The sequence below is a fragment of the Chitinophaga sp. 10T418 genome (genome assembly GCF_056394125.1).
In genome coordinates, this window is sequence record NZ_JBFTHG010000010.1 from 191,430 (window position 1) to 205,315 (window position 13,886).

The 13,886-nt window shown below is 46.4% G+C and carries 7 protein-coding genes; all 7 read right to left on the minus strand.

Annotated features, from left to right (window positions below):
* Positions 1-10: 10 nt before the first annotated feature.
* Positions 11-3,346, minus strand: coding sequence for a TonB-dependent receptor (locus tag AC1DCV_RS26255; RefSeq protein WP_477025956.1), 3,336 nt, complete (start codon positions 3,344-3,346; stop codon positions 11-13).
* A 39-nt stretch (positions 3,347-3,385) separates the two neighbouring features.
* On the minus strand, positions 3,386-4,366 hold the full coding sequence (locus AC1DCV_RS26260; RefSeq protein ID WP_477025957.1) for a FecR family protein: 981 nt from the start codon (positions 4,364-4,366) through the stop codon (positions 3,386-3,388).
* 135 nt (positions 4,367-4,501) lie between these two features.
* Complete coding sequence (locus AC1DCV_RS26265) at positions 4,502-5,836, minus strand: RagB/SusD family nutrient uptake outer membrane protein (protein WP_477025958.1); 1,335 nt, start codon at positions 5,834-5,836, stop codon at positions 4,502-4,504.
* A gap of 14 nt (positions 5,837-5,850) precedes the next feature.
* A complete protein-coding gene (locus AC1DCV_RS26270) occupies positions 5,851-9,222 on the minus strand; it encodes a SusC/RagA family TonB-linked outer membrane protein (protein ID WP_477025959.1) in 3,372 nt (1,123 codons plus the stop codon).
* 14 nt (positions 9,223-9,236) lie between these two features.
* Entirely contained in the window at positions 9,237-11,864 is a 2,628-nt protein-coding gene (locus AC1DCV_RS26275) for a zinc-dependent metalloprotease (RefSeq protein WP_477025960.1), read from the minus strand.
* Positions 11,865-12,343: 479 nt separating this feature from the next.
* Positions 12,344-12,934: an RNA polymerase sigma factor gene (locus AC1DCV_RS26280; RefSeq protein ID WP_441577514.1), complete on the minus strand. Its 591-nt coding sequence runs from the start codon at positions 12,932-12,934 to the stop codon at positions 12,344-12,346.
* A 73-nt stretch (positions 12,935-13,007) separates the two neighbouring features.
* Entirely contained in the window at positions 13,008-13,877 is an 870-nt protein-coding gene (locus AC1DCV_RS26285; protein WP_477025961.1) for an alpha/beta fold hydrolase, read from the minus strand.
* Between the last annotated feature and the right edge of the window lie 9 nt (positions 13,878-13,886).

A 13,886-nucleotide genomic window follows, 5' to 3' on the forward strand; every position in this document is an offset into this window, starting at 1 on the left:
ATCTTTTCGTTTACAGATTAACGTTAATACCTGCGGTAAATGAACGGGTCAGCGGATAGATATTGGAATCATAGCCCTGCGCAAAATTGCCGGCGCCGGCAGGATTCACTTCCGGATCCAGCCCTTTATATGGCGTCAAAGTAAGCAGGTTGCTACCGGTCAGGAATACACGAATATTATTGATCCGAACGCGGTTCAGTGCTGGTGTATTAAAGAGGTAAGCGATCTGTAAATTTTTCAGTTTAAAGAAGCCGGCTTTCTCAATGAAGAAATCGGAGTCACGTCCGTTCTGATTGGGATCACCCGAGACCAGGCGGGGTAAATTTGCGCCCTTATTGGATTCCGACCAGGAGTTCGTTAAAATTTCCTTTGCATAGTTACTGGTATTGCTGGCAAATAATAGCATGTCTTTACGACCTTTATTATACAGAGAGTTACCAATGCTGAAATTGAAGAAAGCAGTGATTTCCCATTTGCCGATCCGCACAATGTTATTCCATCCACCGTAAAAATCAGGCTCTGATTTTCCGATGATGCCACGATCCTCATCTGTGATGCGGCCATCACCGTTTACATCCACAAATTTAAGATCGCCGGGAGCGGTTTTGGATGCCTGGTAAAAACCATCCGGGGCGGTTTTGTTGAGAGCATCAATTTCTGCCTGTGACTGGAAGATACCGGCTGTTTTAAATCCTTCCATATACCCCATGCTTCGCCCTTCAACCAATACGCCGTTGAGGTCGAAGCCACCATTCAGTTTTTCTACGCGGCTACGTATACGCGTGATGTTTACATCAGTGATGTAGCTGAAATTTTTATGGCGGATTACATCGCTTCCGATCTGTACTTCCACGCCACGGTTGGAGAAGTCTCCCACGTTGTAATATTGTTGCGCCGCACCTGTTTCCATGGTAATGCTGCGATAGAGAATCATATCACGGGTATACTTTTTAAAGTACCCGATAGTACCTCTTAATTTTGCTTTAAACATGGAGAAGTCAACGGCAGCATCCAGTTGATTGGTAGACTCCCAGCGGATATCCGGGTTGGGAACGTCGTTAACGATCATCCCGTTTTTCCTGTTGTAGAAACTACCGGACGTAAACAAGGTAGTATACTGGAAATCGGAGAAATTAGCACTACCGGTTTTGCCTATGGATACCCGCAGTTTCATGTCTTCCAGCCAGGAAGCTGATTTCATAAAACCAGCTTCCGTTAAACGATAGGCCAGTGCTGCAGATGGGAAGAATGCCCAGCGGTTGCCCGGAGAAAATTTAGTGGATTCATCTGCACGACCGGTGAAGGTGAAATAATATTTACCTGCGAAATTATAATTGGCACGCAGGAAATAAGATTGCAATCCGCTGATCGTACCGCCACTGCTCCAGGTATTGAGGATGCTGGCGCCGCCTAAGTGGTTCAGTGATTCATCATCGGAAAAGTTATTGGATTTGATAGTGGCAAAATCACTTTTGCTCTGCTGAAATGACATCCCTGCTACCGTATTCAGATTGTGTTGGCCAAAGCTCTTCAGGTAAGAGAGGGTATTATCAAAAATGCGGGAAGAGCTGTTGTTGGAATAATCTTCCCTGGAGCCAGTCCGGTTGTTCCTGATTTCAAACACATCAGAAGAAGGGGTATAGTTCAGCATATCTCCCTTTATAATATTATAAGAGAGATCGGAACGCCATCTTAATCCTTTCACGATTTCAATTTCACCAAAAAATGACATCATCATATTCTGGCTTCTGTTACGGTTTCTACGGGCTAATTGTGCCACCGGATTGGACTGGGAGCTATCTGGTGTTGCACCATATCTGCCCAGACTATCATAAGCGGGAATATCAGGGCGGTAACGGATAATAGTATAATACCCGGTACCAGTAGTGCTTTCCATCATGGAGTAGTTCATGTTGGTACCTAGGCGTAAACGATCAAACAGGGTCGTTTCCAGGCGGCTTCTCAGGTTATAGCGTTTAAAGCCACTGTTTTTGATAACACCAGCCTGATCGGTCACGCTACCGGAAACAGAGTACAGCGTATTACCATTATTGGAACCTCCGTTGATGTTCAGGTATACATTGTTAGTCATTGCTGTACGGGTGACCAGTCGCTGCCAGTCTGTGCTGGTGCCGGGATACAATATAGAATCTTTGGGGGTAGGTTTACCTCCATTTTTATAGGCAGTTTGTACTGTTTTCAGGTAGTCCGCGCCATTCAGCATATGATACCTTTTAGCAAAATTATCGGCAGAAGCGGTGTACCCAACGGAGATATCTGCTTTGGGACCGGAACGTCCGCGTTTGGTGGTGATAATCACTACACCGTTTGCCGCGCGGGAGCCATAGATGGCCGCAGCAGATGCATCTTTCAGGATGTCCATGCTTTCAATATCTTCCGGGTTGATACTAGCCAGTGGTGATATTTGTCTGTATACATCATCGGCATATTGCTTATTGCCCTGGCCATTACCTACTTCCACAGGCACACCATCAATCACGTACAGGGGTTCATTGTTACCATAGGCAGAAGTACCTCCGCGGATGCGGATATTGGCTACCGCACCTGGTGCGCCGGTAGACTTCACCGCATTCACACCAGCGGTCCGTCCGGCCAGTGCTGCATCGAAAGAAGTGGTATTCATTTTTTTCATATCATCTGTCTTGATGGATGATACAGAACCGGTGAGGTCTTTTTTATTAACCTGTCCGTAACCTACCACTACTACGCTGCCCAGTGTTCTGGCATCTTCTGCCAGTTGCACGTCCATAGTTTCGCCGGTGATCACCAATTCGCGCGACAGCATACCGATGGCGGAGAACACCAGTATATTTTTGTCGGCGGGTACCTTAATAGTAAACGCTCCCTTTTCATTGGTGGCGGTACCACGGGAAGTACCTTTTACCAGCACAGAAGCGCCGGGTACAGGGCCTTTTTCCCTGACGCTGTTGACCGTACCAGAAATGGTGCGCATGGCGGCATGTGCTGTATTTTCCGCTTTCACGAAAATAACGATGCCATCGTTCATGCTACGGTATTGCAGATCGGTATTTTTCAACAGTTGATCCAGGATTTGGGTAATACCCGCGTCTCTGAAGTCGAGTGTATTAACAGAATACTTTTTTACATCACTTTCATTGTAAGAGATGTTGATAGCGCTTTTCGTCTGCAATTTCTTCAGGCAGGAAGCAATAGTTTCGTAGCTGAAAGCAATGGTTGTTTGCTTTTGCAGGTACGACTGTGCGTAGGCGCGCAGCTGTGTAGCTGAGCATAACAGCCCGCAGAGCAGCATTACTTTCACCCATTTTTGTTGGTAGATGTTGGTTGGTAAAAATCCATTGTTCATAAATAGTTGGTATTTAGTATGAATGGTAAGGCGCTATTATCAGCACGGCTTGCCGCTGATAATTATTTTCCCGTTATTAATGGTATAGGTGATCTTATCTATTATTTTTAGAAGGTCCAGTACTTTAGTGACAGGTTCTTTATCGTTAAAATGCAGGCTGTTGATACATTGCTTCATTTTATTATTCGTGAATACCACTTCATAGCCGTAGATATTTTCCAGTTTTACCGCCAGTTCTTCCAGGCTTACGTTGGTGAGGTAGATATCGCCGTTGCGCCAGCTGTTGGAGCGGGCGGCATTTACCAGCTGTGTGGAGAAAGAAGCTTTGTTGCTGTTATATACTATTTCCTGACCGGCGCCCAGGATTACATTACATTGATGCTCATCCAGCACCTGTACATTACCGGAAGTCACGGTTACTTTTTCCTGTGTCAGTTTCGTATAGGCGGCTACATTAAAAGAGGTGCCCAATACTTTTACAGCCAGGCTTTTTGTCTTAACAATAAAAGGGTGTGCAGCATCTTTGGCCACTTCAAAAAACACTTCTCCGTTGCGGACATTGAATTGGCGTTGTTGTACGAAGTCGGGGTTGTACTGCAGACTGGAGCCGCTGTTGAGCCATACTACCGAACTATCCGGCAGCACCATTTTGAGTCGTTTTCCGGGCGGGCATTGGAGTGATACCCAGGCAACCGGTTTGGGTGCAGGCGGTTCAGGAGAAAGGAATTTTAATCCTATAAATAATAGCACTGCGGCGGCAGCCGGCCATGCGAAGCGCTGCCAGCGCGGGATACGTTTTATGATAGCTGCCGGTGGTGGAGTAGCTGATTGTCCGTATATAGCTGACAGTTGCTGCCAGGAATGCTGTTTCAAAACGGCCTGTTCTGCCGTTGACGGCATTTCTGCCGGCATGGTTTCCAGGCTCTGGTACCATTGCTGTAAAAACAATTCCTCTTCCTCGCTGAGGCCCTCCTGCAGTTGCTTTTGCAATAAAAAACGGATATACCGGTAGTTGAGCATAGTGGGTGGTTGATGAATTAAGTACAGGGAGTTATTTCCATCGTACCAGTGCTGGTAAAAAAATATTTTTCGGTAGAAAGTAAAATGCCGCGGGGTTTCCCCCACGGCATTTTAAAACAGGATGCAAAAACAACCTTATTCGTTTAATAACGGGTTGTTCGCGACGGCATCCATAGGAATACGTATCGTATAGCGGGGATCGCCAGCTTTCAGGGTATATGTTTTCCCTTTCAGCGTATGAACGATTTCCGGTTGTGTAGTTCTGCGGAGATCAAACCAGCGGTGTCCTTCAAAGGACAGCTCACGGAATCTTTCGTCGTAAATTTCCTGCAGCAGTGCATTGCCGGACAGGGTGGCCAGGCGGATCTGCTCAGTAGCATGGAATGCCGGTGTATGACGGCGCTGTGTTAACTGATTAATGTAGTTACGGGCCACATCCGGCTGATTCAGCTGTGCTGCTGCTTCAGCGGCGATGAGGTACATTTCCGCTGTGCGGAAAGACTGCCGGTAGCTGTTACTGTTAACAACTTTAGCAATGGTATTTTTGCCTTTGCTATCTTTTCCATAAAATATTTTCGGGCGTAAGTCGCCGGTAGTATTGTACAGAGCAAAGAGTTTATCGGATACGTAGGCGGTTTGTATTGTTATCACATTAAAATTTTGCTCGTACGCCTGTATCGTTTCAATGGAATTGTACAACGTTGGCAATGCATTGCTGTTGTTGAAGTCTACCAGTGCATTCTTTTTTTCCAGCGCGGCTTTGGCTGCATTGAGCGCTTTATCCCACTGATGCGTATATAAATAGATTCGCGCTGCCATGGCCCATGCAGCTGTTTTGCTGAACCTGTAAGATTGTGACACCTCAAAATCATCCACATTTACCAGCGCCAATCCTTGTTCCAGATCTGCCAATATCTGTGTATATACTTCCTTTACCGTATTACGACGGGCCACTTTTTCCATGTCTACTTCCGTAATCAATGGAACCGCTTTATCGGTAGCGGCGGTAGTTTCATTATACGCATTGCCAAACAGATTTACCAGGTTAAAATAGGTATAGGCACGCATGAGATGAGCTTCTCCGATCAGCTGATCTTTCTGTGCCTGGCTACCACCTGTGGCAGCAGGTGCTGCTTCAATGATATGGTTGGCGTAGAAAATCTTCTGGTACTTACTTTGCCAATTATAAGTCTGACCCTTGGTGGGACCATTTTCATCCCACAAAAAGTTGTTACTGATAACATCCACATCCCGGCTGCGGGTTTCATTGACGGTGATTTCATCACCGCGGTAGGAAGATAATCCTTTATCCAGCTCAGCTAACAGGTAGGCTGCATCCAGCTCTTTTTTAAAGTCCGCCACTGTTGTGGGGATCACCGAACCTACCGGTACAATATCCAGGTACTTTTTACAGGATGACATTGCAGCCATCGTTAATACCAGCCCGGTGGCATATATTATTTTACGCATCTTGCTTCCGTATTTTAGAATGAGGCATTAAGGCCGATAGTGAATGTTTTAGGAATAGGTTGTGCATAGATATTCCCCATGGTTTCCGGATCCAGGTAGCCATCGTAGTTTTTAGCAAACACGAACGGGTTCCGGGCTTCCGCAGTAATCTTCAGTCCTTTCATCCGGATTTTGTTGCCTACTGCTTCCGGCAGGCGATAGCCCAGCGTGATATTACGCACCCTTACATAACCACCATCTCTAATCCATAAACCGAGGGCATTGTATTGGTACATCTTGTCTTCCAGCCAATGTCCCAACAACTTCAGCTCAGGATCAGTGGCGGCCGTGTTGCCAAATAACGCCGGGTATTTACCATTTGGATTTGCTACGGTCCAGCGATCCAGGATAGCGGTACTGCTATTGGTTCCGCGGTTATAGGTACTTGGACTATAAGGAGCCTGCACCTTTACTTTTTGTCCGAGGTTAAACATTAACCCGATGGACAGGTCAAATCTTTTATACGTAAAGTTATTATTCAAACCACCTGTGTACAGTGGTTCGCTGGTACCCATATTGGTGAATAAATTACGGATCTGATCGTTGGTAAGATTGCTGTAAGGGAATAAGCCTCCCAGCTCAGGATCACCGGCAAAATCGTCCTGCAATTGCATCAGTTCCGACAGTGATTCTGTTTTACCCTTATAATTCACCATGATCATTCCATGCTCATTCAATCCTGCATATGGGAGCCCCCAGATAGTGCCGACAGCACTACCTTCCCTGGAAGGGTAATCGGAATTGTCCGGCAGTGATTCACGCAGAATAGTATTCTTGTTATAGGAGAAATTGAAGTCGGTAGACCAACGGAAGTCCTTACGGGTAATATTACGGGTGCTGATACTTGCTTCTATGCCACTGTTGCGCATTTCTGCCCAGTTTACATTCATGGTCATGAAGCCCGTTTCCTGCGGTAATGCCCGCGCATTGATCAGGTCTTTACCATGCCGATCATAATAATCTACCGTCACATTTATTCTGTTCTTCAGCACTGCAAAATCAATCCCAATATTTTTGTTAATAGTTTTCTCCCATCTCAGCTTGGCATTGGGCGGATTCAGCACCTGGATGATCTGCAATGGATCACCGGGGAGAATAGGCACATTGATATATTTACCCACTACAAACGGAGAAGTGTTTTTGTCGATATTTCCCTGTAAACCATAGGAAGCGCGTACATTCAACATATCGAGGAAACGTACATTCTTCATAAATGGTTCTTCCATCACACGCCATAATCCACTTACGGACCATAACGGCAGGTACTTGTATTTCGGATCTACCCCAAACAGGTCGGAACCATCAAATCGGATACTTCCTCCCAGCGTGTAGCGGTTGTTGTACGTATAACTACCGGTACCAAAGAACGATACGAAGGCATTTTCCACGTACAGATTCTTGTCTCTGTACAGGACGCTAACTTCATTATCATTCATGTATTTTGGCGGTAACGTAGTCAATGTTTGCGGATCATAACCATAACCCACTTTGGTCACCATTTTATCTTTTATCCTTCTCACCTCATTACCACCCATCACATTGAATTCATGCTTCTTATTCACTGTAAAACTGTACTCAGCGAGTGTTTTCAGCGTATACTGCTGCATGCTTTGCTGCCCGTTATTGATGATACCTCCTTTGGGTAAGAAGGTTGATTTTTTACCAGTTGCCGGATCAAAGCGTACGGCCTGATCCGCCTGTTGTCTTACAAAATAAGTATTCTCCAGGGCTATCTGTTCCGTAGTAGCATTCTCTGTCTGTATACCCAGCTGGGAGCTGATATGCAGGCGGGGAATCACTTCATAATCCAGCTTAAAATTGGTATTAACAGCCTGGGTCTTCACGTTATTGCTGGTATTGGCGCGTTCTTCCAGCACATTAAAATCAAGGACATTATCATCTCCCACAATATTCTTATCGTACACATAATTTCCGTCTTTATCGGTCACCTGTGTATACGGATTGGCCAGCCTGGAATAATTCACCGGGTTGGTGTTACCGGAACGGTTGGTCAGAAAAGAATTTTGTGACCGTTGATTCGCGAAGATGCCTGCAGAGAATTTTAATTTATCTGTCAGGTCGTAATCTGTTTTCAGGGTGATGTTATAACGTTGTGCACCAGTACCAATGGTCACGCCTTTTTCATCGTAATAACCGCCGCTGAAATAGTAGGAAGCTCTTTCACCGCCACCAGAGGCATTTACACTGTGTTCCTGTGTGAAAGCACTGCGGAATATCTGGTCTTTCCAGTTAGTGTTAATTCCTCTCAAAGCATTTATTTCATTGCGGGCATTGGCGTTGATACCATCAAATCCTTTAGTAGACAATTCTTCCGGTGTTACACCATATTTGCTCAAAATGCGGGATACCTCACCATTGTCTGGCCGGTAGGTAAAATCGGAGGTAAAAAGATCCAGTTCCAGGTTTACTTTCTGGTCACTGTTCATCAGGTTAAGACGATCCAGATCCGGCTTTTGCGTGAAGGTAAAATTGTTGCGATAGTTTACAGATATGCGTTCATTTCTCTTACCTGATTTAGTAGTAATCACGATCACACCATTTGCTGCGCGGGCCCCGTAAATAGCGGTAGCTGCTGCATCTTTCAACACCGTGATGCTCTCAATGTCCCCCGGGCTATAACCGGCAATAGAAGAGGTATACAGCTGATCGATGGCTTTAGCATCTTCCAGTTTAGGCAAATTAGTTCCTTCTACCGGTAACCCGTCAATCACCCACAATGGGTCCTGGGTGCCTTGTAATGAAGATGTACCACGGATACGAATCTTGGCAGCCTGCCCTGGAGCACCGGAAAGGCTGGTGATAGCCACACCGGACAATTGTCCCTGCAGCATTTGCTCTACGCTCATCACGCCACCGATCTCTATTTTATCCATGTTGATTTTATCCACTGCGCCGGTAGACCTGTTTTTCCGGATATTCTGATAACCGGTGAATACAAATTCATTCAGATTTTTACCGGAGGTAGCTAACGTAATGTGGTAGTTGTTGCTGCCGGTAATAGATACCAGTCGTGTTTCATACCCCATATAATTCACCGTCAGTTGTTTCACTTTCAGGGAATCCGGGAGGTTCAGGGAAAACTCCCCTTTCTCGTTGGTAATAGCACCGATGCTGATATTTTCTATGATGTTATCTGTACCGGTAGTAGTACCAATTGTTTTGTTGCTGGCATAAATGGAAACGCCGATGAGGGCTTCTCCGGAAACAGCATCCACTACTTTCCCCTTAATAATACGCGGGCTGTTTTGTGCCTGCGCCCACCATGGGGAAAGACAGACTGCCAGAAACAGGCATAGTGTCTTTAGTAAAAATGAACCTTTTTTCATGTAGCGATAGGTGATTATTTATTATTTAAAGCCTGGTTGATACGAATAATAAGATCGTTGTAATGATCTGCGGTGGCCCTGTCTGCGTTGTTCTTTTTGCTATTGAGCAATTGCAGCAGGCGGCTCAGTTCTCCACGTTTTGCACTTACCGCATCGGATACACGATTAACGGCGAAGTACATCATATTACGGGAGGCGCGTTCTTCCTTCAGCGATGGCTGAGAGGAGAAGGTGCAGAAATTTTCCATTGCTGCCGGCAGATCTTCCGTTTGTAATTTCTTCACGTCGGTGCGAACCACAGATTTGTCGATGCTTATAATCAGCGCATCCACAAAGCCTTTCTGGCTGTTACGTTCGTAGATGTCGAGTGCCTGTCCGCGTAAAGTTTTGGCGAAAATACCCTGGTGCATATCGCTCATCAGGTCTGACACGGTATACGCTGTTTTGCCGTTGGCTGCTTCATTTTCGAGCATGCGGGATAAGCGTTCATCGCGGAGCAGATCATAGTACACATATGATTGCAGGCTTTTGGCATATACCAGTGCGCCATATTCTATGTTACCAATAGGGCTTTCCTTGATAGGATAGCTTTTGGTATAGATATCATTTCTGAATAACCATGCCGGTGTGTTAAAGACTTCTGCTACCAGGTAATGCACGGCAGCCTGTTGCTTTTTCTTTTCCACATGTTCGTAGGTATTTTGTTTCTGACCATATACGGTAGGTGTAATGTAGATACCACCTACATTAGCCAGTACGTGATAGGCGTATTGATTCCACTGGCCGATAGCGCTGTTCAGCATTTTGCCGGCTTCATCGTAGTTGTCTCCTTCTTCACGGGTCCAGCTTAAAATCTGTGGTACAATGCGTTTCAGGTTCTGCAGGCCATATTGGCTGGCTTTCACTGCATCGTTGCCAAGGTCTTCTATCTGGGAGCGTGGATCGATGGCATCGCGGATGTCCTGTTGTTCGCCGAAAGCGTACATGCGGTCATTTTCGTGTGCCCGTAACTGTTTGTTGAGTGCAGGTAATTCTTCGTGCGGCGTTTTGCTGCCGGTATACTGATAGGCCCAGCCGATAGCGAATTTATCGTATACGCCGATGGCTGGTGTGATTTGAGTAACGTTATCGCCGGGCTGTGCCACGTAGTTAAAGCGGGCATAATCCATGATAGATGGCGCGGTACCGCCCATGCGTGCGGTAAAGGCAGGAGAGCGCAGGGAGTCTACCTCAAAAGCGTAGGAGCTGCCCATGTTATGTTGCAGGCCGAGGGTATGTCCTACCTCATGGCTGGAAACGAAGCGGATGGCGTGTCCCATCAGCGAATCGCTGAAGTGGTTGCTGCGGGCGCGCGGATCGATGGCGCCGGTTTGGATGCGTACCCAGGAATGCAGGGTGCTCATGACGTTGTGCCACCAGATGATGTCTGCTTCCAGGATTTCACCGGAGCGGGGGTCTATCACTGAGGGGCCCATGGCATTGGCTTTGGCAGAAGCGGCGTATGTTACCACAGAATAGCGGGCATCGTCTGCATCAAAGTCCGGATCATTTAGAGGTGCATCTTTGGCGATGATGGCATTTTTGAAACCGGCGGCTTCAAAAGCTTTCTGCCAGTCTTCAATCCCTGCTTTGATGTAGGGGCGCCATTTTGCCGGTGTGCTGGCATCTATGTAATAGATAATGGGCTTCAGTGGTTCTACCAGTTCGCCGTTCCGGTAGCGTTGTAAGTCTTCCGGTTTAGGTTCCAGGCGCCAGCGGGTAATCAGTTCCCGTTCTTCCAATTTATGTTGTTCATCGCTGAAATACCAGCGGGGCGTAGTAAAGAGCCCTACTCTCCTGTCTGCGAAGCGGGGCGTCATAGGATGCTCGCTTAACAGTACCAGGTTGGTAGTGGTTTCTATAGATACTTCCACACCGGTAATTTTTGCCGTGAGTTCTGATTTGGCAACGATGTTATCTTCAAATGTTTTGATGGCACGGATGCGGGAAAGGTCTTTGATAGGAGAACTACCCATTCCGATGGCATCAAATACATTGTTGATGCTATTATTAGAGCCATCAAATATTTTCGACACATTTACCACAAAGGCGGTGGTATCTGCATTATAGGTTTCTATTTTAAAGTATTCTATGACAGAAGGGATAAAGTTATCCGCCACAGATTGTGCGATGGCGTTGTTGGCAGGAACTTCCAGGAAAGGGTTTTGTTTACGCAGGAAGATTTTATTGAGCATGGTATCTCTCTCAAAGGAGATGACCATGTTGGCATAGTTCATTCCTTTGTTAACGCCGGCATCATTGAGTTGTTCCGGTACTTTGGAGAGTTTATTTACAACGAGGATTTGTCTGCCTACCAGTTTCAGGGGAATTTCGAAGAAGTACTCGTTTTTTACGCGGTGTACTTTAAACAGTCCATCTTTAGAAACGGCATCGGCGGTAATCACCTCTTTGTAAGGTTTCAGGCCTTTGGTATCGGGTTTCTTTTTAGTGGCAGTATCTGCTGCTGCCACGGGTGCTTTTTTACCAAACAGCCAGCTGCCTTTTTTCTTTGACTGGGCCGAAGCTTCCAGAGAAAGAAGACATTGTGCCGAAAGGGCTACACATGGGAGTAACCATAACAGTTTCCTGTAACTTGCGTGCATAGTTGGAGCGTTATTGTGATGTATACTAAATACTACATACGGGGCAACAATTATCCGGACACGTTGCTGGTATAAAAGAGGGCGTCCGTTTGCGGGAAGCAGCCGCATAGGAATCCTACAGGGGAATGACCCCAACAGTTAAGCCCAGCAAGGGCCGGGCTACAAAGGACAATGTGTGCTATCTAAGAGATCGTGCAGGTTTAAATAAATACAGACACAGGCAAAATCTTCACAAGCAATTTTGTTTCCGCGTGTTTAACATTTTTTTAACCACGGGATGCAAAGCTATTGAAAACTATTTACAGAAAAATATGTAATAGGGCTTTTTTAAATAAAAGTGATAAGCGGTAACATCCCAGGAGGCCACTGACCGATATTTCAGGCAATAATATTTTTTGAACCAGGTATAACGGCAACGCATACACTGTATGGCAATTTTAATTCGCAGCCCATACTTTCCTTTATTTATGACAAAAAATTTACTTACCAGTGAGAATGGAAATGATGATCACCAGCAGTGTAGGATCTACTTTACGGCGCAGGTGTTCGCGCATTTTTTCGGTAGCGCGGTGTAGTTGATTTTTCACGGTTTGTACCGACAGGGAAAGGTGTTCGGCTATTTCGGCTGGTGATAATTGTTCTTCTCTGTTTAGCAGAAATATTTCCTGCATGCGTGGTGGCAACTGTGCGATGGCGTCATTGACTATATATTGCAGTTCCTTGAGCGTTAGTTGCTGTGCCGCATTATTGTGGGCGAAAGTGGCCTGCCATTGTGTTTCTACAATGTATCGCAGTTTTACTTCATTGCGGGCATATAAGTTAAAGATGCGGTTGCGGAGTATTACCTGCAGGTAGGGCAACAAGGATTCCCGTGGCTGTAACTGCGTACGCTGATCCCACACGGTTACAAACACCTCCTGTACTATATCACGGGCTTCCTCAGCATCCTGCAGTCTTTTAAAGGCGATATTAAAGAGCGGATCCCAATACCTCTGGTATATGAGCCGGAACGCCTCTAAAGGTTGCGAATGCACCAGAACAACCAGTTCTTTGTCTGTCATACCATGCATATCACCAGCGAATTAACGGGAAGCGTGCAAGATATGATAAACCGGCCGGATTTTTAATTTTATTTATCTAGTACTAGGCCGCCAGGAAGGTGAGTATCCCTGCCAGCACTGCCTCATGGCGCATAATCCGGAAGTGACCATCGCCAGTGATCCGGAGCGACTGTATGGCCGGATACAGTTGCAGATAATCATCTATCTCTGTGGATTTAGCCAGGGTATCGGTGGTATCATACGCAATCCATATACTACCGGCTTTGATGCCGTTGATATAGCGGTGCAGGTCCATTTCGGAGAGATCTTCCCGCAGGCGTTGACGGATCAGCGTCATCAGTTTAGGCATCACCACGGGGTGAATGCGGAACAGGCGCAACGCTTCATCGAAAAATACGGGGGCACTCAGTGCAGCGCCTAAGAGTACCAGTTTGGGTACGCTCACGTCTTTGCGGGAAAGCGTGAGTGCGGCGTTTAATGCACCAAAGGAATGGCCTACAATGGCATGCAGCTCCCCTTCCTGTTTCATCACCTGTTCCAGTACGTGCATCCACTGTACCAGGTTGGTACGTTTGCCACCAGAATGGCCATGTGCCGGTGCATCGTAGGTGACTACCTGGTAGCCGTTGGCCAGCAAGGCCGTAATGAGTTGTTTAAAGTGAAAAGGGCTGCCTCCCCACCCATGCAGTAATAGCACTTTGGGACCGGTATTTCCCCAGCGATAGGTGGTGATTTGCAAAGGGGTGTCGTCAAAAGGATAGCTGCTGACCTGCAGCGGCTGGCGTATGGCCTCGTCCCGGAGCTGTTCATGTGTGGCACGCAGCTTTCCCGCCGGTGGCGTGCAGTATAAACGGTAAAATAACCTGGCAGTTACGCCCGGAAAAGGACGACTCATCATGGAGAGCATGGTACCTGCCATCCGCAGTGATAATGGTAAAACCTGGTGTTGCATATTTTAGAC

What these genes read in the sequence shown, in the direction of transcription:
- AC1DCV_RS26255 (WP_477025956.1), bottom strand. Translation starts at nt 3,346, where the DNA reads ATGAACAATGGATTTTTACCAACCAACATCTACCAACAAAAATGGGTG.
- AC1DCV_RS26260 (WP_477025957.1), bottom strand. Translation starts at nt 4,366, where the DNA reads ATGCTCAACTACCGGTATATCCGTTTTTTATTGCAAAAGCAACTGCAG.
- AC1DCV_RS26265 (WP_477025958.1), bottom strand. Translation starts at nt 5,836, where the DNA reads ATGCGTAAAATAATATATGCCACCGGGCTGGTATTAACGATGGCTGCA.
- AC1DCV_RS26270 (WP_477025959.1), bottom strand. Translation starts at nt 9,222, where the DNA reads ATGAAAAAAGGTTCATTTTTACTAAAGACACTATGCCTGTTTCTGGCA.
- AC1DCV_RS26275 (WP_477025960.1), bottom strand. Translation starts at nt 11,864, where the DNA reads ATGCACGCAAGTTACAGGAAACTGTTATGGTTACTCCCATGTGTAGCC.
- AC1DCV_RS26280 (WP_441577514.1), bottom strand. Translation starts at nt 12,934, where the DNA reads ATGCATGGTATGACAGACAAAGAACTGGTTGTTCTGGTGCATTCGCAA.
- AC1DCV_RS26285 (WP_477025961.1), bottom strand. Translation starts at nt 13,877, where the DNA reads ATGCAACACCAGGTTTTACCATTATCACTGCGGATGGCAGGTACCATG.